This window comes from Sphaerotilus sulfidivorans, from assembly GCF_013426975.1.
GTDB lineage: Bacteria > Pseudomonadota > Gammaproteobacteria > Burkholderiales > Burkholderiaceae_C > Sphaerotilus > Sphaerotilus sulfidivorans.
The window spans coordinates 1-21001 of record NZ_JACCPY010000016.1 but is presented as its reverse complement, the minus strand read 5'-3'; the positions used below and the strand labels follow the sequence as shown (position 1 = coordinate 21001).

Annotated in this window: 17 protein-coding genes; 9 read left to right on the top strand and 8 right to left on the bottom strand. The window is 66.1% G+C overall.

Features of this window, described 5'->3' with window-relative positions; all coding sequences use genetic code 11:
- Positions 1 to 66: 66 nt before the first annotated feature.
- The 8 genes from HZU84_RS11310 to epsF all read right to left on the bottom strand — a co-directional run bounded on the left by HZU84_RS11310 (position 67) and on the right by epsF (position 9595).
- Complete coding sequence (locus HZU84_RS11310; RefSeq protein ID WP_149504134.1) at positions 67 to 1155, bottom strand: glycosyltransferase family 2 protein; 1089 nt, start codon at positions 1153 to 1155, stop codon at positions 67 to 69.
- The gene (locus HZU84_RS11305; RefSeq protein WP_244954533.1) at positions 1148 to 2722 is read right to left on the bottom strand and encodes an O-antigen ligase family protein; all 1575 of its coding nucleotides are present in this window, start codon (positions 2720 to 2722) and stop codon (positions 1148 to 1150) included. Before HZU84_RS11305 ends, HZU84_RS11310 begins: the two co-directional genes overlap by 8 nt.
- 69 nt (positions 2723 to 2791) lie before the next feature.
- Entirely contained in the window at positions 2792 to 4027 is a 1236-nt protein-coding gene (locus HZU84_RS11300) for a polysaccharide pyruvyl transferase family protein (RefSeq protein WP_219340921.1), read from the bottom strand.
- A 74-nt stretch (positions 4028 to 4101) separates the two neighbouring features.
- Positions 4102 to 5466, bottom strand: a complete 1365-nt coding sequence (locus tag HZU84_RS11295; RefSeq protein WP_149504136.1) for a lipopolysaccharide biosynthesis protein — start codon at positions 5464 to 5466, stop codon at positions 4102 to 4104.
- A gap of 54 nt (positions 5467 to 5520) precedes the next feature.
- Positions 5521 to 6192: an exosortase-associated protein EpsI, B-type gene (epsI, locus tag HZU84_RS11290; RefSeq protein WP_244954290.1), complete on the bottom strand. Its 672-nt coding sequence runs from the start codon at positions 6190 to 6192 to the stop codon at positions 5521 to 5523.
- A 58-nt stretch (positions 6193 to 6250) separates the two neighbouring features.
- Positions 6251 to 7180: an exosortase B gene (gene xrtB, locus HZU84_RS11285; RefSeq protein WP_149504138.1), complete on the bottom strand. Its 930-nt coding sequence runs from the start codon at positions 7178 to 7180 to the stop codon at positions 6251 to 6253.
- A gap of 21 nt (positions 7181 to 7201) precedes the next feature.
- Positions 7202 to 8074, bottom strand: coding sequence for a polysaccharide biosynthesis tyrosine autokinase (locus tag HZU84_RS11280; RefSeq protein ID WP_037484266.1), 873 nt, complete (start codon positions 8072 to 8074; stop codon positions 7202 to 7204).
- A 96-nt stretch (positions 8075 to 8170) separates the two neighbouring features.
- Complete coding sequence (gene epsF, locus HZU84_RS11275; protein ID WP_149504139.1) at positions 8171 to 9595, bottom strand: chain length determinant protein EpsF; 1425 nt, start codon at positions 9593 to 9595, stop codon at positions 8171 to 8173.
- 193 nt (positions 9596 to 9788) lie between these two features.
- On the opposite strand from epsF, the gene HZU84_RS11270 reads away from it, so the two are divergent.
- The 9 genes from HZU84_RS11270 to rfbA form a co-directional block, all read left to right on the top strand.
- The gene (locus tag HZU84_RS11270) at positions 9789 to 11102 is read left to right on the top strand and encodes a nucleotide sugar dehydrogenase (protein ID WP_149504140.1); all 1314 of its coding nucleotides are present in this window, start codon (positions 9789 to 9791) and stop codon (positions 11100 to 11102) included.
- Positions 11103 to 11251: 149 nt separating this feature from the next.
- Positions 11252 to 12013 carry a WecB/TagA/CpsF family glycosyltransferase gene (locus HZU84_RS11265; RefSeq protein ID WP_149504141.1) on the top strand — a complete coding sequence of 254 codons (762 nt, stop codon included), beginning with the start codon at positions 11252 to 11254 and terminating at the stop codon, positions 12011 to 12013.
- A 15-nt stretch (positions 12014 to 12028) separates the two neighbouring features.
- Complete coding sequence (locus HZU84_RS11260) at positions 12029 to 12823, top strand: WecB/TagA/CpsF family glycosyltransferase (protein ID WP_149504142.1); 795 nt, start codon at positions 12029 to 12031, stop codon at positions 12821 to 12823.
- A gap of 104 nt (positions 12824 to 12927) precedes the next feature.
- Entirely contained in the window at positions 12928 to 14040 is a 1113-nt protein-coding gene (locus HZU84_RS11255; protein WP_149504143.1) for a DegT/DnrJ/EryC1/StrS family aminotransferase, read from the top strand.
- Entirely contained in the window at positions 13944 to 16121 is a 2178-nt protein-coding gene (locus HZU84_RS11250; protein ID WP_149504144.1) for an acyltransferase family protein, read from the top strand. Before HZU84_RS11255 ends, HZU84_RS11250 begins: the two co-directional genes overlap by 97 nt.
- A 4-nt stretch (positions 16122 to 16125) precedes the next feature.
- Positions 16126 to 17217: an acyltransferase family protein gene (locus HZU84_RS11245; RefSeq protein WP_149504145.1), complete on the top strand. Its 1092-nt coding sequence runs from the start codon at positions 16126 to 16128 to the stop codon at positions 17215 to 17217.
- A gap of 207 nt (positions 17218 to 17424) precedes the next feature.
- Complete coding sequence (locus tag HZU84_RS11240; RefSeq protein ID WP_149504146.1) at positions 17425 to 18510, top strand: NAD-dependent epimerase/dehydratase family protein; 1086 nt, start codon at positions 17425 to 17427, stop codon at positions 18508 to 18510.
- A gap of 154 nt (positions 18511 to 18664) precedes the next feature.
- Complete coding sequence (locus HZU84_RS11235) at positions 18665 to 20113, top strand: undecaprenyl-phosphate glucose phosphotransferase (protein WP_244954291.1); 1449 nt, start codon at positions 18665 to 18667, stop codon at positions 20111 to 20113.
- 124 nt (positions 20114 to 20237) lie between these two features.
- The coding region (rfbA, locus tag HZU84_RS11230) for a glucose-1-phosphate thymidylyltransferase RfbA (RefSeq protein WP_180692912.1) at positions 20238 to 21001 on the top strand (764 nt) is incomplete at its 3' end.

Genomic DNA, 21001 nt, shown 5'->3' with positions numbered 1-21001 from the left:
TTCACGGCAGCGTGACCGAGTCGGGAAAGAAGAAGGAGAAGAAGAAGACCGCGCGACGGTGCAGATTCATGCGCGCGCGGCCTGCGCCGCCGGACCGGCCTCAGGCAGACGAACCGGTCCGAGCGCCTCGCGCATCAGCGTGCGGGCGACCTCAGGGCGGCGCTTGAGCAGAGCCACCACCGCATCACGCAGCACATGCCGGCGAGCGGATGCCAGATGCTCCGGATAGAAGCGCCGGATGAAGCGCAGCCGGTTGCGCGCCAGCAGCCTGGCGGAGAAGACCGAGGGCGTGTTGGTCCCCGCCGAGGCCCCTTCCTTGTGGAAGACCAGACTGCCGGCAGCCAGCGCCAGACCGAAGGCGGGCCGACTGCGCCGGGCACGCTCGGCCCAGTCGATCTCCTCGTAATACAGGAAATAGTCTTCCTGCATCAGCCCGACCTGCGCCAGGAAGGCAGGCGTCAGCAGCATCGAGGCGCCGGTGATGTAGGCCAGCTGCCGCTCGATGTCAGCCTGTCGGGTCTCGGAGATCGGCTCGAAGCGCTCGCCTTCGCCGACATGCATCGTTGCGGTGCGGGCCAGATCGAAGCGGCCGCCCCCCTGGGCCTGCACGATGTCCGGCCGGTGGTAATAGCGCAGGACCGAGCCGATCATGCCGGCCTGCGGGCGCCGACCGGCCTCCTGCACCAGCTGGACCAGCGCATCGGGATGCACGACCGTGTCATTGTTCAGCAGCCACACATGACGCGCGTCACCGCGCTGCAGGATGAAGCGCAGGCCGACATTGCATCCGCCGGCAAAGCCCAGGTTCGCGCCTGTCGGGATCAGGAACAGGTCGGCGTCGTCCGGGCCCTGCACCTCCCATGCACCTCCGGGCGATTCGCCATGGGCAGCGGCACGACGAACCTCGGCCATGACCGGCCTTCGTGCAGACAGTCGGCCTGCACCAGCCTGTTCGGGAGCCGGCCACCACCCGGGCAGATCCACTTCCGCCTCGCCGCGTGCCCAGGCGCGGATCCTGTCGAGCGAGCCGTCCGAGGAGGCGTTGTCGCAGACGATGACACGCGGAGCCGGCCCGTTCAGCCTCATCAGGCTGGCCAGGCATTCGCAGGTATCGCGCCAGCCGTTCCAGTTCAGCAGGACGACATAGTCATGCACGGAGCATCCCCCGGGAAGAGGCCTGATGTGTGCCCGGCGCAGTGCGGTCCTTGCCGGTCGAGACCGCTTCGGCCGCCCAGGACTGGACCGGCCGGGAGAAGACCATCACCAGCCCGGCCAGCAGATAGCCGATCGCCAGATTGGTCGACAGCCACATCGTGCCGCGAATGATGAGCAGCACGGCCAGGGCCCCCGCCGCACCGGCCAGGAAAGCGGCATGCGGACTGGGGCGGGACAGCACCGCCTGCACCGCCCGCAGCAGGGGAATCAGCAAGGACAGCGTGAACAGCAGCACCGCCGGCACACCGGACTCGATCGCGATGCCGAGGTAGTGATTGTCCAGCGTCAGGATGCCTCCATTGCCGACGTGCCCGGCGATCTGACCGGCCGTGCCGAACCCGGTGCCGATGAACGGGTTGTCGATGACGCTGGGAACGCCACGATCGAGCATTTCAGAGCGGGCCAGCGAACTCAGCTTCTCGTTGGTCGAGCGCCCCTGGGTCAGCAGCCAGATCACCGGTGCGGCCAGCACCACCGCCCCGACCAGCGTGCCGATCACGAGAACCTGGCGGCCGAACAGGCCGGCCAGACTCTGCACCTTGCGGGCCCTGTACATCCAGAGCACGAACACCAGCAGCATCGCGGCACCGGCGCACACCAGACCGGAGCGGGAAGCGCTGGCCAGATTGACCGCCAGCGAGGTCATCAGCACCAGCAGCGCGAACAGACGTCCCGTCATTCGCCGAGCCCACAGCAGGGCGGCCAGGCTGAATCCCGAGACCATCGAGGCATATTCGGCCAGCGTGATCGGATGCTCGAAAGTGCCCTGGGCACGAAGCACGCCATCCCGGAGACGACTGAGCGCCTGCATGGCGCCAACATCGCCGCCAGTGGGCGCGTACAGGGCCAGATAGTTGATCCCCTGGACCTTCTCCAGCAGGACAAGAATCGCCATGAGCAGCGTGGCCCAGAAGAATGCACGCTGCAGTGCGGCCGGGCAGTCCGGATGGCGCAGGCAGGCGATCGCGAAGTAATACAGGAAATAGTAGTAGACAAGATCCCAGCTCAACACGATGAACGCGTGGACGGGAAACGACGCGCCATGCAGCGAGACATAGCGCAGCGCGATGTAGGCCAGGATGATGAAGCCGACCAGATGAGTGCCGGAATCGCGATGGAAGAACAGGGCCTGCCGGATGACGGGGCGGTTGACCACCAGATAGACGAAGATGACCAGCGCGGCCAGCATCATCAGCTTGCGGCCATCCAGCGAAGGAGCACTGCCGATCTTCAAGCTCAGGTAGGTCGGCCACAGCGACAGCATGCAGGCCAGCAGCATGGCCCAGCTCCGCATGAACCTGGGACCGAGGTCGCTGCGGTTGGAACGGAAGGCCGCCACCACGACGAACACAGGGATGACGATGAGGGGAGCAAGGCGCACCATCAGATCGGGCACCAGCGCGGTCAGCGCGCCGACGATGAAGATGCCCAGCAGCAGCACGATCCACAGAAGTACCGAGGTCAATGCCGAAATGCTGGCTGCACGTCGCAAGGTCGCGGAGTTCATCAGCACAGGGCGGTCTCCTTCATCGGAAGTTCTTCGGCGTGCGGGTGAAACACAGGCTGCATCGGCCGCTCAGGCTCGCTGGCACTGCCGGAACAGGTCGGCCAGATAGTCGCGGTAGACATCCAGCCGCGCCTGGGCCAGCGCATTGCTGCGCCGGGCATCAGCGGCCAACTGCTCGCGCCGCTCGAAACCGTCGAGAATGGTCTGCAGGGCCTGATCGGTGTCCTGCGCCTTGCCGTCGGCCAGCCAGGGATAGCCGAGCGTCGCGAACAGGCCATTGAACTTGCGGCTGTAGGCCAGCGGCACCACCGCCACCCCGGAGGAGATGGCCGCGATGCAGGCATGCATGCGTGCGCCCGTCATGAAGTCCATGCCCGAGATGAAGGACTTGGCTTCGCTCGGGCTGCCGAACTGCGGTGCGGCGTGCGCACGGGGAAACGCCTGCAGCAGCTCGCGCACCGCGACCCGGTCATCATCACGCGGCAGATGGTCGGGCACCACATGCGAGATCAGCCAGACGCGATGCCGGTCGACCGCGGTGAAGTGCGCGATCAGGCGGCGCACCAGCTGCGGATAGTCCACGCGCAGACCGAACTGGTTCGCTCCCTCGTAGCCGCCGGAATGGAGCAGCCCCGACACATTGATGCCGATGTCGATCATTGCGTCTTCGCTGTCGCGCGCCGGCCGCACAAAAGGCAGACGAAAAGCCACATCGACCACCTCGGTCGCCGCTGCACCCAGGCCCTGCGACTCGAGATACGACATCGACAGCTCGTCACGCGCGAAGACGCGGGCACAGCGGCGCATCGCGCGCCGGGCCAGCCAGCGCACCGGACGGGACTCGAAGGGCCCGATGGTCTGCGGACTCAGCACCAGCGGCACGCCCTGACGCAGCACCATCTGCTTGCTGGCCAGCATGAAGGCAAAGCGCCTCAGGCCGTAGATGTCGGTGAAGCTGTCCCCCTCGCCGATGTCGAGCACCGCATCGCATGCCGCCACCTCGCGCTCGTAGGCCGAGCGGCCACCGGGCATCTGCCGCACCGAGACGGCCGATCCCTGCTCCAGCTTCACGCCCTGCGGACCATAGGACTGACCGCCGGACGTGCCGAACAGCACGAACTCCAGATCGACGCCCGCCAGCTCGGCAGCCTCCCGGCACAGGGCCAGCTGGGACTCGGTCAGGGCACCGACGCCGAGGTTGTCGGAAGACAGCGAATGCCACAGCAAGCCGATGCGAAGCACGCGCCGCGCCGCCTGCATGGGCGCAGCAGCAGTCGAAGGAAATGAACGGGAGGTCATCAGCATTTTTCCGATTCTCTCCGGGGCGAATCGCACCGGATCGGGGTAAGCACAAAGAAACCGGCAGGCTGCGCCCGTCTTCACGCCCCTGCCCATCCCTGCGCCTGCACCAGCAGACCCAGATGCAACAGCATCAGCGCCAGGGCCGTCAGCACGAGTGCCAGACCAGCACGGCTGCGCAGGCGCGCGGTCAGTTGCACCCGCACCGCATAGGCCATCCACAGCACAAAATTGCCCGCCACCAATGCCAGCAGCCAGCCCTGCCCGTGCAGGACAGGAAGCAGCCAGATCGACAGGCCCAGGATCAGCAGCCAGTGCAGTACCGAAGCTTTCGCACGGAAAGCCTGAGCACCCAAAGCGGTCAGTGTCACACCCCAGGCAGCCACGGTGCAGCGCACCTGGAACAGCAGGCCGAACCAAGGAAGCAAGTGCAGCAGATCCAGGTAGGCCTCGCCGAAAAGCAGCTTTACCATCCATTCGTCCACCAGCGAGAAACACGCACCGATCAGACATCCGACCAGCACGAAGGTCCCCTGCATGCGCACCACCTGCTGTCGCAGCTCCGTGTCAGAGGCCGTTTTCATTGCAGCCGCCAACCGCGGCAGAAAGACATTGGCAAGCACCGGCATGACCTGTGACGCGGCCATGAACATGCGCATGCCCGCCTGGTGCAGGCCCACGGCCACCGGACCGAGATGATGGTTGAGCACCAGCGCGTCAATCTGACCGAACAGCGCCGTCATCGCATAGTCGGTTGCATAGCTGAGGCTGGCCCGGGTGCGATGCGCGGCCACCCGCCATCCCAGCCAGCACAGTCCCCCAGGCACCGCGCGCGAGGCCATCCGGGCACCCAGCACCGCCACCAGGGCACGTGACAGCAGATAGGCCAGCGCAACACCGAGGATCGATCCGGTCAGCCAGGCGGCCAGACCGACCGAAAGGCTGTAGATCCACGCACTGCGCACCCCCAGCCGGGCATCCTCGTCATGCCGACCACAGGCGCGCAGCACCGCCATCGCGAACTCGGCCAGACCCTCGGCCAGCATCGCCAGCATCAGCAGCGTGAAGGCCAGTCGCACCGGATCCGACAGCAGCGCCAGCGCCGGCACGGCCACCAGCAGCATCACCACAGAGCCCAGCCAGCGCGCCGACCAGGCCTCGGCCACGCAGCGGGCCGGCGACAGCCCGTCCGATGAGGTGCCGGTGACGGCACGCGCCTGCGGCAGCGCCCGCAGCACCCATGTGGACAGGCCGAAATTGGCCGGCACGCCCAGAATGGCCGCCAGGGACAGCAGAAACATCAGCTGGCCGAAATCGTGGGGCTGCAGCGCACGGGCAGCAATGCTGATTGCCACCAGGGAAGACGCCAGACGAGCGGCAGTGCCCAGACCCGACAGGCCCACGCTGCGCCATACCGGACGCCCCCCCGCGGGGGTGGAGTTCATCGGATCAGCAAGGAAGATCGATCAGGCATCAAGATGCGGCCATGCCCGTGATGGTCATTGCGCCAGCCCGGCCAGCCGGCGGCGCTCGCCCGCACCGACATGCGCAAGCAGATCGCGCGCGAACTGCTCGTGCAGGGCAAACGCACGGGGGCTGTCCCGGTCGATGCTGGAGACGCGGAACAGCAGCCCGTCGGCCACCAGACCATCCATCGCATAGCGGATGTCGAGCATCTTCTTGTCGATGCCGCTGGCGACGGCGAAGTCGCCCAGCGTAGTCCAGTAGGTCACCGGCTCGAAGCGCTGGCGCCCCAGCACCGTCTCGAGACGACGCACGGGAATGCTGCCCGAGGCGGTCTGCAGCTGGCCCTTCTGGTTGCTGCGGACCTCGAAGCCCTGGGCGGGATAGCAGACCTCGGGCTTGTGCACCTGGAAGTCGTCGCCCTGATTCTTGCCGTAGGCGATCGACAGGATGACCCGCTCGCCGCGGTCGTTCTCGTAGATCTTCGAGACGGTCTCGGAATAGACCTTGTTGACGAAGTCCTCCACCTGCGGATTGACGATGCCGCCGGTGACCGGAACCGCACGCCATGTGCCGAACTGCAAGGGAATCAGCGGCTCGATGCGCTGCTGCTGGCGGGTATCGGCCAGCATCCGGGTGGGCTTGGCCGCTGATGCCAGCACGCTGGTGCCGATCATGATCGCGGCCATCACTGCAGCCGTCTTCATCGAGGAGATCATCGGATCCTGCTTCCTGGGTTGAATGGGATGGGCCGCACGGGTCGGCTCAGGCCGTCGCAGAACGAGCGCGCCCGGACCAGATCGCCACGACGGCACGGATGAGCGAATCCGCCAGGATGGTCATCATCAGCGCCGCCATGAACAGCACCATGCCGGCAAAGCCATGCAGGAAGCCCTGCCCCGCCTCGTCGCCGAAGTGGTAGGTGATGAGCGTCAGCACGACGACACGGATGACGTTGGCGGTGAAGCTGATCGGCACGATCAGGATGGCCAGCGTCACGTTGCGCGCCATGGACTCATGCCGGATCAGGTTCAGATAGAGCAGGCCCAGCGCCTCGAGCGTGAACAGGGTCTGCAGCCCGGCACAGGCGTCGGCCACCAGCAGCTGGTAGGGCCCGATCTGCAGGATCACGCCGCTGCGGCTGATCGGATAGCCGGCGGTGTACAGCAGCGACTCGGCCACATACGAGACCGCCAGCTTCATCGGCTGCGTCAGCGCGTCAACCACCGGCGCGGGCAGCGGCACCATGAAGAGCATGAAGAACAGCGGGAACAGCAGCATCCTCAGCGCGGCACCACCGCGCAGGATCAGCATCACCGCGGCGATCATCGGCACCAGGGAGCCGACCTCGAAGAGCAGGATGTCCTGGGAGCGGCCCAGCGCATACAGCAGCAGCGTCAGCACGAACAGCGTCCAGCCGCTTCGCGGCGCCGGCGCGGCCGGGCTGGCCATCAGATCCGGCAGCCGGCGCCACAGCAGCCACACCGAGATGGCCAGCACGATCGGGCCATGGCCCTGGCTGTCCGTCGACCAGAGCCCGTTGAACAGGCCCCAGAAGGTCGGCAGATACATGGCCAGCACGCCGGCCAGCACGATCAGCCACGGACGCGCCGCAGCAGACTGCACCAGTTGCAGGGGCTGCAGGGAGATCGGCGGTGTCGCCGCTGCTGCGCCAGGATCGTGGAGGGTGCGCATGATGGCCAGTCGTTCTCGGGTTCAGTACTGATTGAAGATCACGCCGGCCATGCTAGCGGTCATCGCTCCGGCGCTCTCCACCAGCTCGGCCAGTTTTTCCATTTTCGTGCGATCCTTGCGTGCGATCGTCAGCGCGGCTCCGCACTTGGAGGCCACCACGCAGGCATCGCTGCCGACGCTGGCCGCCGCGGTGTCGACGACCACATGGTCGAACTTGCGCAGCAGCTCGGCCATCAGCAGCCGGAAGGCCGGCCGCTCGAGCAGCTCGAGCGGATTGGGCGGCACGACGCCGACCGGCATCACGTAAAGGCTGGGAATGTCCCCGACCTGGAAGATCACGTTCTCTTCCTGCCGGCCACTCAGGATGCCGCTCAGGCCGCTGGTGTTGGACACGCCGAACAGCTCGTGCAGCCGCGGCGCCCGCAGATTGGCATCGACCACCAGGGTGCGCCCGCCCAGCTGGGCCAGCACCACCCCCAGGTTGGCGACGAAATAGGTCTTGCCGTCGCCACCATCCGGACTGATGACTGCCAGGGCGCGCCGGGGCTCCTTCGGGTTGAAGACCCGCATGATCAGTTGGCTGCGAATCGCGCGGAACGCTTCGGCCTGGAAGCCGAAGGGCTGCGAGGCGGTGATCAGCTCCGGATGGATGTTGCCGCGATCCGAAGGGGTGTAGGGGTAATGGAACTGCTGGCTCAGCGCATAGACCACCTCGTCGCTGGACAGCAGCCCGAGCGCGACCGCGGCCTCGCCGAAGCGCAGGCCATGCTGCCGCTGATAGGCCAGGATCGACTCGATCTGGTCGGGCGACAGGTCATGCGTCTCGCGAATGATGTCGCCGATGCTGCGGTCTTGTCCCGGATGAGCGGATTCATCCGCGATCGGTGCGTGCATGGGAGCGCTCGAGGAAGTGTCGTGAATCTTGGAGAGAGGCTTCATGGTCCAACCATATCCGCGCCGCACTCGGGCGGCCTCTTTGCACACTCAGGCTCAGGCACCCGGCTTGGGCAGTCGGGCCAGCACGCCAACCGGCAGGTCACGGGACACGGACTTGCCGGCCAGACGGCGGCCCCGAGGTGCAGGCAGCACACCCATGACCGGCATGCCGACCAGACTGGAGATGTCCTCGAGCGAGCGGACCCGCCGATCCATGATCTCGCGCATCACCGCCACACCGACCGCCAGCAGCAGGCCCAGGAACACGCTCATCAGCATGTTCAGGATGATGCGCGGCCCGGACGGCTCGACCGGCTCGACCGCAGGCGTCAGCGGCGCGATGTTGGTCTGGGTGTTCTCGCTCTCCATCTCGGTCTGGCTCATGCGCTGCTGCGCCTGGTCGTAGTTGCGCTGCACCGTCTCGACCTCGCGCATCAGCACGGACAGGGCCTGGCGCTCCTCCTTCATCTTCAGCACCTTCAGGCGCTGGGCTTCGAGGGCGGCACGGATCTCGGTCTCGCGGCGCTTGGCGATCTGGCTGTTGGAATCGACGCTGCCGCTGACACGCTGGCTTTCGATGTCGACGCGCCGGCGCATCTCCTCGATGTTGGCACGCATCTCCACGACCTGGGGATGCGCATCCCCCAGCCGGGCGGTCAGCTCGCGCATGCGGGCTTCCTGGCGAGACAGCTCGGAGCGCAGTCCGGCCACCACCGGATTGCCGATGACATCCGCCGCCTGGTCCGAGGCGCTGCGCGCCTGGCGCGAACGGCTCTCCGCCTCGACGGCGATCGCCTGGATCGCCACCAGCTGGGAGGTCAGCTCGTTGAGGCGCTGGGTCTCCTGGTCGAAACGCTCGTCCTGACCGGTGATGCCCTTCTCCTTCTGATAGGCCGACAGCTTGGCCTGGGCCGCCTCGAGCTCCTCGCGCAGCTGCCTGGAGCGGGTCTCGAAGAAGGAGCTGTACTGCTTGGCCGGCTGGGCTCGCAGCGCGACGCTGGTGTCGATGTAGGCCTGCACGAAGGCGTTGGCCAGCGCGGCCGCAAAGCGCGGATCGGCATTGCGGTAGCTCACCTCGATGACATTGCTCTCGCGGGCCGGCTTGACGTTCAGGCTCTTGAGCAGCAGCTCGGCCACCCAGATGTCAAAGTTGCCGCGGCCGCCGGTCGCCTCGTTCCACTGCTCGCGCAAGGCGCTGTTCTCGGAGATGCGCAGCAGCTGCACGACCCGGGCGGCGACACGCACGCTGCCGAGAATGTCCACCTGCGTGGCCATGTACGAAGGCATGGCCATGCCATTCATCACCATGCCCGCCACCGGGTCGGGAGAGCGCACGTCGATCATGACGGTCGCCGTGGCGGTGTAGGTCTTCGGCAACAGCAGCGACACGGCCGCCGTGACACCGATCGTCAGGAACAGCACGACGGCTGCCGCTATCCAGCGGGCCCTGAGTATCGAGAGGAACTGCGAAAACGTCATGTCTTGTGTGGGGATCGCCCGAGAACCGAGAAGTTTCGAGTGCATCTTAGCGGCAAGCCCCGAAGGCCAAATGATGCTTCCGGCAAACGCATCGGCCGCGCGAAATTGCGCCGTTAAGTCTGCACGTTTCGTCACAAACCGGGTACGCGAGCGGACACGGCAGAATCCAGCTCATCGATCGAGCCTGCCATTCATGTCATCGCCCCTGCCCCCCACCCCCGCCGCCTCCTGCACCGTCGCCGTCATCGGCGTCGGCTATGTCGGCCTGCCGCTCGTCGTCGAGTTCGGCCGCCGCCTGCCGACGATCGGCTTCGACATCGCCCACGACAAGATCGCCCGCTGCCAGGCCGGGCAGGATCCCTCGCGCGAGATCCCGGACGCGGACATGGCCGCGGCGGTGCACGCGCGCTACAGCAGCGACCCCGCGGTGCTGCGCGAGGCCGACTTCATCATCGTCGCGGTGCCCACGCCGGTCGACCAGGCGCGCATTCCCGATTTCGGGCCGCTGATCGGCGCCAGCCGCACCATCGGGCCGAACCTGAAGAAAGGCGCCACCGTCATCTTCGAGTCGACCGTCTACCCCGGCGCCACCGAGGAGGTCTGCATTCCCGAGCTGGAGCGCGCCTCGGGCAAGACCTGGAAGCGCGACTTCTTCGTCGGCTACAGCCCCGAGCGCATCAATCCCGGCGACCGCGAGCACCGGCTGACCAATGTCGTCAAGGTGGTGGCCGGCGACAGCGAGGCCACGCTCGAGCAGGTCGCCGCGCTCTACGAGCTGATCGTCGAGCCGGGCGTGCACCGCTGCTCCAGCATCAAGGTCGCCGAGGCCTGCAAGGTGATCGAGAACACCCAGCGCGACCTCAACATCGCGCTGATGAACGAGCTGGCCATCATCTTCGACAAGATCGGCATCGACACCACCGAGGTGCTCGAGGCCGCCGGCACCAAGTGGAACTTCCTGCCCTTCCGCCCCGGCCTGGTCGGCGGGCACTGCATCGGTGTCGATCCCTACTACCTGACGCACAAGGCCGAGATGCTGGGCTACCACCCGCAGGTGATCCTGGCCGGGCGGCGCATCAACGACGGCATGGGCAAGTTCATCGCCGAGCAGACCGTCAAGCAGATGATCGCCGCCGGCAGCTACATCAAGGGCTCGCGGGTCAACATCCTGGGCCTGACCTTCAAGGAGAACTGCCCGGACCTGCGCAACAGCAAGGTGGTGGACATCATCACCGAGCTGCGCAGCTACGGCGTGGAGGTCTTCGTGCACGACCCGATGGCCGACCCGGACGAGGCGATGCACGAATACGGCGTGCGCCTGCTCGACTGGGCCGATCTGCCCCGCGCGGACGCCATCGTCGCGGCGGTCGCGCACCGTGGTTTCCGTGCGCTCGGCCTCGAGGACCTCACCCGCAAGCTGATCAAGGGCGGCTGTGTCATCGATGTCAAATCGGGTCTGGATGAAAAGGCGTTAAGGGATGCCGGATTGCACGTCTGGCGCCTTTGAGCGCTTCGGACGCCCCCCGAGTACCGGGGGGACGTGGGCAATATTGACTGGGACTCTTGCAGATGCCTGCCTACCATGCGGCATCTTCTCGACCCCAAACCATGCTCCACCGGCCCGAATTTTCACTGCCGTCGACCTTCTCGGAACCGATGCCCGCTTCTGAAGGCCGTACCGTGGAGCGTGTGGTCGGCGTGCCCATCGATGTGCTCGACTGGGACGACGCCTGCCGCACCATCGGCCGCTGGGCGTCGCGCCGGGAAAGCCGCTATGTCTGCATCTGCAACGTGCATTCGGTGGTCACCGCCCGCAACGATCCCGAGTTCATGAAGGTGATCGAGGACGCCGACATGGCCACCGCCGACGGCGCGCCGGTCGCCTGGATGCTGCGTCGCCTCGGTCATGCCGACCAGCGCCGCATCAACGGCCCGGACCTGATGCTGCGCTACTTCGCCCAGGCCGAGCAGCGCGGCGAGGCCGTCTTTCTCTACGGCAGCACACCGGCCACGCTCGAGCGGCTGCAGCAGCGCCTGCATGAGCAGTTTCCGGCGCTGCGCATCGCCGGGGTCTGCTCGCCGCCCTTCCGGCCGCTGACACCCGAGGAAGACGAGCAGATCATCCAGCGCATCAACGCCTCGGGCGCGCGCACCGTCTGGGTCAGCCTGGGCTGCCCGAAGCAGGAACGCTGGATGGCCGCGCACCGCCATCGCATCCAGGCGGTCACCATCGGCGTCGGCGCGGCCTTCGACTATCACGCCGGCGTGATCCGCCGCGCGCCGCAGTGGATGCAGGACATCGGCCTCGAATGGCTGCACCGCTTCTGGTCCGAGCCGCGCCGCCTGGGGCCGCGCTACCTGACGACCAACACCGAATTTCTCTACCGCGCCGCCCGGCAGCTGCTCGCGCGCCGCTGAAAGGCCGCCCGAGCCATGCCCGACACGTCCGACACGCACCTTGCCGCCCCGGCGGCACGCCGCACCGCGCCGGTGCTCGGCATTCCGGTCGACCTGATCGACTGGGACACAGCGATCGACCGCATCTGCCACTGGGCCGAGGCGCACGAGCCCCGCTATGTGTCGATCTGCGATGCGCACTCGATCGTGCGCGCCAACCGCGACGCCGCCCACGGGCGCCACATCCGCGCCGCCGACATGGTCACGCCCGACGGCTGGCCGGTCGCCTGGATGCTGCGCCGCACCGCCGACCCCGGCCAGCAGCGCATCAACGGCCCCGACCTGATGGGCCGGCTGCTCGATGCGGCCGAGGACCGCGGCCTGGGCATCTATCTGTATGGCACCACCGACGCCACGCTCGACCGCCTGTGCGCCGCGCTGGCGCGTTCGCACCCGCGGCTGCGCATCGTCGGACGGCACTCGCCGCCCTTCCGGCCGCTGACACCCCAGGAGGATGCCGCCGACATCGCGCACATCAACGCCTCCGGCGCGCATCTGGTGATGACCGGCCTGGGCTGCCCGAAGGAAGACCGCTGGATGTTCGAGCACCGGCCGGCGGTGCGCGCGGTCACGCTGGGCATCGGCGCGGGCATCGACTTTCATGCCGGCACCGTCAGCCGCGCGCCGCAGTGGATGCGCGATCACGGCCTGGAATGGTTCTATCGTCTGGTCCAGGAACCTCGCCGGCTCTGGCGCCGCTATCTGGTGCATAACACCCTGTTCGTGTGGGGCGCACTCGGTCAGTTCGCACGCCACAGGCGCAGCGGCTGAGCCGGTAACGCGCCGTCCGTCGCGCGGCTGTCATACGCTGGCATCTGCCCTGAAAAGAGCCCACCTCACGCCATTTCCTTGTCTTTCCTGGGGGATTCGACAACATGCAGATCCAACGTGTCCAGCAAGTCCAGCCCTGGATCGGTCGCCCGGAGACCGAAGCGATCGAAGCCTGTCTGGAACGCAACTGGCTGACGGAAGGCCCGGCCGCCGCCGCCTTCCGCCAGAACCTCGGTCAGCTCACCGGCTCGCCGCACATCTCCTTCGCGCCCAACGGCACGCTCGGCCTGTTCCTGGCGCTGCTGGCGCTCGACCTGCCGCGCGGCAGCGAGATCATCATTCCCGGCTTCACCTTCATGGCCTCGGCCAGCGCGGCGGTGTTTGCCGGGCTGAAGCCGGTGCTGATCGATGTGGACCCGAACACCTTCTCCGCCCGGCCCGAGGCCTTCGAGCGCGCAATCACCTCGCGCACCTCGGCGCTGATGCCGGTGCACATCTACGGCCAGGCCGCCAACGCGGCCGAGATCGCCCAGCTCGGCCGGCGCCGCGGCCTGGCGGTCATCGAGGATGCCGCCCAGGCCTGCGGCGTGCGCTACCGCGGCCAGCATGCCGGCACCTTCGGCGATGTCGGCGTGATCTCCTTCTTCGCCGACAAGTCGATCACGATGGGCGAAGGCGCGGTGGTCATGGCGCGCGATCCGGCGCTGGCACGGCGCATCAGCCTGATCCGCAACCAGGGCCGCGAGTCCAGCGGCACCTTCGTGCACGAGATGCTGGGCATGAACTTCCGCGTCACCGATCTGCAGTGCGCGCTGGGCAACGCCCAGCTGGCGCGGCTGCCGCAGGTGCGCGCCGACCGGCTGCGCCGCTACAACCTCTACGCCGAGACCCTGGCCGGCCTGCCGCAGATGCGCCTGATGCGGCTCGATCCCAACTCCGACTTCATTCCCTTCCGCTTCCCGCTGCTGTGCCCGCGCATGCCCGAGCTGCGCGAGGCGCTGGAGAACGCGAGCATCCAGACCCGCTCGATGTTCTACCCGCTGCACCGCCAGCCCTGCCTGCAGGGCCTGATCGACGCGGTCGACCTGCCGATCTGCGACACCCTGTTCGGCGAAGGCCTGTGCCTGCCGATCCACCAGGGCGTGAGCGACGAGGACGTGCAGCGCGCCTGCGACATCATCCGGCACACGCTGATGCAGGAAAGCGTGGCCTGCTGAAAGACACGATAGATTCCTCTCCGATGAGTCACCTTTACCGCAGAGCTGTCGTCCATCTGCCCTTCATCGACGGCCTGCGTGCCCTGGCCGTGCTGGCGGTCGTCCTCTATCACGTCGATCCGTCGTGGCTGCCCGGCGGCTTCATGGGGGTCGACATCTTCTTCGTCATCTCGGGCTTCGTGGTGACCCTGTCGATGCGGCATCTGCCTCATGCCGGACTGGGCGCCTTCCTGGCCGAGTTCTATGCCCGGCGTGCACGCCGCATCCTGCCAGCGCTGATCGCCTGCATCGTGACCACCGCCGTGCTCTCGGCGCTCTTCATTCCGAAGGCCTGGCTGAGCGAGGCCAACAGCCTGACAGCCGCAGGAGCCCTCTTCGGTGTCGGCAACATGGTGCTGGCCCACTTCAGCGGCGACTATTTCTCGCCGCAGTCGGAGTTCAATCCCTACACCCACACCTGGTCACTCGGCATCGAGGAGCAGTTCTATCTGCTGGTGCCGCTGCTGCTCTGGCCCTGGGCACGTTCGGGACGAACCGGGCGGGTGGCGGCCATCGTCGGTGCGGCCTGCCTGCTTTCACTGGTTCTGGCCGCGCTGAACCAGGCCGACCGGCCCTCGAGCACGTTCTACATGCTGCCGTTCAGGTTCTGGGAACTGGGGGCCGGCGTGCTGCTGGCTCTGCATCTGGACCCGGCGACCACTCGGCCTGCCAGCACCCGACTGCAGACGGCATCCTGCTTCGCGGCGGCGGCCGCCCTGGCGGCGGCTCTGGCGCTGGGCGACAGCGGCCGCTTTCCCTGGCCCTGGGCCCTGGTCCCGGTTGCGGCCACCACCCTGCTGATCGCGATGCTGATGCGGCAATCGCCCACCAGCGCCCTCCGGCACTTGCTCTCGCATCCGCTACCGGTCTTCGTCGGTCGGATTTCCTACTCGGTCTATCTGTGGCACTGGCCGGTCATCGTGCTGATGCGGTGGACGGTCGGACTGGATACGCCCTCGCAGCAGGCACTGGCCCTGGGAATGTCGCTGCTGCTGGGATATTTGTCCTTCCGCTTCGTCGAGACGCCGCTGCGCCGCGGCCGAGCCGACTCGACACGCCGAAGGACCCTGCTGACAGGCATCGGCGCATCGTCGCTGGCCTGCGTTGCGCTGCTCGCGCTGACGCTGCAGCATGACCGGATCAGCCTGAGCGTCACCGCCCGCAGCCAGGACTGGTCCCCCAGCACCCCGGTGCCGGTCGACATGCCGCACTGCCAGGTCAGCATGTCGACCCAGAGTCTTGGCGAGATCGACCTGCGCAGCCTCACGCCAGAGCACTGCCGCTCCGCATCGACCGAGCCCCTGAAGCACCGACTCTGGGTCATCGGTGACTCGCATGCCGCCGCCTATCAGGGCCTGCTGCACGCCCTGGTGGCCCAGCAGGGTCTGCAGGTGGAGATCCTGCAGAAACCGGGCTGCCCTTTCCTGAACCTGCGACGCCCGCTCGAGGAGGAAAGCGATCGCTGCCGCAGCTTCATCCGCGCCGCTGCGGCCCGGGTCGCCGAACAGGCGCATCCCGGCGATCAGGTGTTCCTGCCCTCACTGCGGCTGGCCCGTCTGGGCGATCAGTGGGGCCCCAAGGCACCACCAGCCACCGAGCCGCCCAGGCCCGAGCGTGAACAGCGCATCATCGACGAGGCTGTCGACGTACTGAGCCTGATGATCCGCAGCGGCGCCATGCCGCTGCTCGAGATGCCCAAGCCGATCTTTCCGGCTCCGGCTTTCCGCTGCTCGGACTGGTTCAACCAGAACAATCCAGCCTGCCGAGGCGGGCTGAGCATCGAGCGCGCCGAGATCGAGGCCATGCGCGCACCCGTGCTGGCCCGGATGCAGGCTCTCCAGCAGCGACTGCCCGGACTGCGGCTCTGGGATCCCCTGCCGACGCTCTGCCCTGACAGCGTCTGCCGTGCGCTGCAGGATGGCCGGCCGCTGTTCTTCGACGGCGACCATGTGAGCGGCTACGGCAATTCACTCCTGATGCAGTCGTTGGCGACTGAGTTCATCTTGGGGACGTCACAAAGATCCGTTTCAAACCATTTTTGAAACCATGAAAAACAGACTATCTGATCTGTCTCAGGGAAAAGAAAACAATCTGAACCTCATCCGCATGATTGCGGCCTCTTCTGTTCTGATAACGCACAGTTTTGCACTGGTCACAGGCACAGGGGCAAGCGAACCCTTACGGCAGAGTCTCGGCCTCACCATGGGGACGATTTCCGTCCATGTATTTTTTATTATCAGTGGATTATTGGTAACAGCCAGTCTCGTCAACAAGGAAAATTTGATTGATTTTTTTTGGGCTCGTTCCCTGAGAATATTTCCAGCACTCTTCTTGATGATTCTATTTGTTGTCTTTTTTCTAGGTCCGTTCTTCACAACAATTGATTTCATTGATTACATGAAATCAAAAGAAACATACATCTATATCGCAAAGTGCTCGACATTGATTTTTGGCGTGAGAGATCACCTCCCCGGTGTTTTCACAGATCTCCCATTCAAAAATTCAGTCAATGGCTCTCTATGGACCATGCCCTACGAAGTCAGGATGTACCTGACACTTGCCGCAACTTGGCTTGTCTTGCAATCTTTTAACAGAAAATACTTCCATGCAGCCATCGTTCTCTTCGCGCTTGCATCGGGAGGAAAAATTGCTTTTGATCATTTTTCGATGACCCGCCCGGAGAAGTACATCGAACTGTTCTTCATGTTCTTCATGGGGGCATCCTTTTATACTCTAAGAAATCACATCAGGGTTCATGGCGCAATTTTCTTGGCACTCATTGCACTGATTGCGGTCAATCTGAAAGACGCGCACAACTTTTATATCGTGTATGTTGTTTCGATCGGATATCTGGTCTTGTATCTATCGTACATTCCCTCCGGATTTATCAGAAAATACAACAGACTCGGCGACTACTCTTATGGCGTATATATCTACGCCTTCCCGATACAGCAATCCATTATTGCAATGAATCCAGAAATATCAATCGCCGACCTGATAAAATATTCACTGGCCATGACCCTGGCGTTATCTGTCATTTCTTGGCATGTGCTGGAAAAGAGATTCCTCGGCATGAAACCATTTCTTGTGGCCAAGACGCACGGCATCCTAAGACGCGGATCAGCCACCGGCCATTGATGCCAGCGCGGTCGCGCTGCACCACGCCCTTCGTGCTGAACGAGCCACAGCCGCTCACACATCATCCGACCGCCACAGTGCATTAGTGCCGAATCCACCCCGCCAGCATCGCCACCCCCTCATTCCGGGGATCATTCGCGGCAAATCTCTCGGGGCACATTTCTTTTTCCTTCGTCCACGCCCGCCCTGCCGGCTCCACCTGCCTCCATGACCTGCCGCAGCCTGTCCATCCTGGTCACCGGGGCCGCCGGCTACATCGGCTCGGCGCTGGTGCGCGAGCTGCTGGCGCAGGGGCGCCGGGTCACGGCGGTCGACAGCATGCTGTTCGGGGACCGCGCGCTGGCCGAGCTGGCGCATCACCCCCGGCTGCAGATCCTGCGCATGGACATTCGCGGCCTGCGGCGCGAGCACCTGACCGGCATGCAGGCGCTGATCGACCTGGCCGGCCTGTCGAGCGATCCGGTCTCCGAGCTGGACCCGAGCTGGAACGGGCTGGCCCATCACCACGCCCAGGTACGGCTGGCGCGGCTGGCACGCAGCTGCGGCGTGTCTCGCCATCTGCTGATCAGCAGCTGCGATGTCTACGGCCAGCGGCCCGGCCAGAGCCTGAACGAGCTGACCCCGCCCCACCCGCTGACCCGCCACGCCCACGGCGTGCTGCACACCGAAGCCGCGGTGCTGCCGCTGGCCGGCGACGGCTTCGCGCCGGTGGTGCTGCGGCTCGGCCAGGTGTTCGGCCGCTCGGCGCGCATGCGCTTCGACCTGACGATCAACGCGATGACGCTGAGCGCGCTGCGCCTGCGCAGCGTCACGCTCGACCAGGGCGGCCAGCGCCGGCGCGCCCATCTGCATGTGCGCGACGCGGTCAGCGCGCTGACCGCGGTGCTGGACGCGCCGGTGAACAACATCTCGCGGCAGATCTTCGACATCAGCCACCTGACGCTGTGCACCGCCGAGATCGCCGAGGCGCTGCGCCAGACGCTGGGCAGCCATCTGCGCATCGTCGTCGACGGCGCCGCGCCGGACCCGCACGACCTGGCCCCGGAAGGCCGCAAGGCGCATGACCTGCTCGGCTTCCGGCCACAGGTCAGCCTGCGCGAGGGGCTGGAGGAAGTGCTGGCCGGCCTGGACCACGGCGCCATCACCGACAGCCCGGAGACCCACGCCGCGCGCTGGGTGCACGAGATCCTGGCGCTGGGGCGCGAGATCCGCGCCACCGTCTCCACCCCGTCCGGCCTGCACCCGGCCGCATCCATACGCTCGGGTACCGGACAAGCTCTCCGTTTGCAATGACTGTTGCTGCCCGACCCAGGTCGTGACAACAGATCGCGCGGATTGATCAGAATTTCCGTGTCTTATCTCTCCGAGACGGACTCGATTTGCGGGACAAGGCATGAATGATGCTCCATCTCATCAGACACTCACGAAGAACTCAGGGGAAACACGCATGAGCGCAGAAGTTCCAGTCCAGCATCCGCCCAGCGCGTTCAAGATCAACCGCGCCGGTGGCGCGCCGATGGACGCACTGCCCTTCTCTCCACCGCCGCCCTCCATTCCGGTGTTCATGGCGGCGGTGCTCGAGCCCATCCTCGCGGTGGCCACCTTCCTGGCGGTGCACTTCGCGCACGGGCATGTGCTGGACCGCGCCTCGATGCTGCTCAGCATCCTGGTGATGCTGCTGGTCTTCCCCGGCACCAACCGCTTCTACGAGAACCGCCTGAACGCCCTGGTCGACCTGTGCGCCGCCTGGGCCACCGTCATGGCCATCCTGGTGCTGTGCGGCTTCGCCACCAAGAGCTTCAAGTTCTTCGACAGCTCGGTGCTGGTGTGGTGGGCGGTGCTGACGCCGGTGGTGCAGTTCGCGGCCGTGCTGTTGGGGGGGGCGGTGATGCGCCGCCACGCGCTCCGACCTGAGGCACGCCGCTCCGCGCTGGTGATCGGCGCCGGCCCGCTGGGCGCCAAGGTGGGGAACATGCTGCTGCACCGCAAGTCCTTCGGCCATGACTTCATCGGCCATCTGGAAGACCGCGACGCCAGCCGCTGCGACCCCAGCACGCGCGAGCACATCGTCGGCCGCATCGACGAGGCGGTCGAGTGCATCCGCCGCCACAACATCAAGGATGTCTACATCACGCTGCCGCTCAGCTCGCAGCCGCGCATCGAGCGCATGATCGCCGCGCTGCACGACAGCGCCGTCTCCATCTACTTCGTGCCCGATGTCTTCGGCGTCAACGTCATCCAGGGGCGCATGCGCAACATGGACGGCCTGCCGGTCGTCAGCCTGCTGGAGAGCCCGTTCGTCGGCATCAACGGCCTGATCAAGCGCCTGTCGGACATCGTGCTGGGCAGCATCATCCTGGTGCTGATCTCGCCGCTGCTGATCGGGGTGGCCATCGGCGTGCGCCTCAGCTCGCCCGGCCCGATCATCTTCAAGCAGAAGCGCGGCGGCCTGGACGGCGAAGACATCACCGTCTACAAGTTCCGCTCGATGCGGGTGATGGAGAACGGCGCCAAGGTCACCCAGGCCACCAAGGGCGACCCGCGGGTGACCCCGTTCGGCGCCTTCATCCGCAAGACCTCGCTGGACGAGCTGCCGCAGTTCATCAACGTGCTGCAGGGCCGCATGAGCATCGTCGGCCCGCGCCCGCACGCCGTGGCCCACAACGAGGAATACCGCGAGCTGGTCAAGGCCTACATGCTGCGCCACAAGGTCAAGCCCGGCATCACCGGCTGGGCCCAGGTCAACGGCCTGCGTGGCGAGACCGACACCATCGAGAAGATGGCTGAGCGCGTGCGCTACGACATCGACTACCTGCGCAACTGGTCGCTGACGATGGACCTGCGCATCATCGCGCGCACCATCAAGCTGACGGTGGCGGACAGCAACGCGTACTGAGGCGCCTGCGCGGCACCGGCCGCGCTGCCCTCCCCCGCTCGCCGCCCCCCAACCGTCATGCCCGCGCAGGCGGGCACCCACGCAAGAGTTTTCCCTTTCCTTCACAGCATCTATACGCACCGTTATGACGACACAACGCAAGGGCATCATCCTGGCCGGCGGCTCCGGCACCCGGCTGCATCCGGCGACGCTGGCCATCAGCAAGCAACTGCTGCCGGTGTACGACAAGCCGATGATCTACTACCCGCTGACCACGCTGATGCTGGCCGGGATCCGCGACATCCTGATCATCTCGACGCCGCAGGACACGCCGCGCTTCGAGGCGCTGCTGGGCGACGGCAGCCGCTGGGGCCTGAACCTGCAGTACTGCGTGCAGCCCAGCCCGGACGGCCTGGCGCAGGCCTTCATCCTGGGCCGGGACTTCGTGGGCGGCGCGCCCAGCGCGCTGGTGCTGGGCGACAACATCTTCCACGGGCACGACCTGCAGCAGCTGCTCAACAGCGCCACCAGCCGCGAGACGGGCGCGAGCGTCTTCGCCTATCACGTGCATGACCCGGAGCGCTACGGCGTGGTGGCGTTCGACGACAAGAAGCGCGCGCTGAGCATCGAGGAAAAGCCCAAGGTCCCGAAGAGCAACTACGCGGTGACCGGCCTGTACTTCTACGACGAACAGGTCTGCGACATCGCCGCGAGCATCGCGCCCAGCCCGCGCGGCGAGCTGGAGATCACGGACGTCAACGCCGAGTACCTGCGCCAGGGCAGCCTGAGCGTGGAGATCATGGGCCGGGGCTACGCGTGGCTGGACACCGGCACGCACGACAGCCTGATGGAGGCGGGGCAGTTCATCGCCACGCTGGAGAAGCGCCAGGGCCTGAAGGTGGCGTGCCC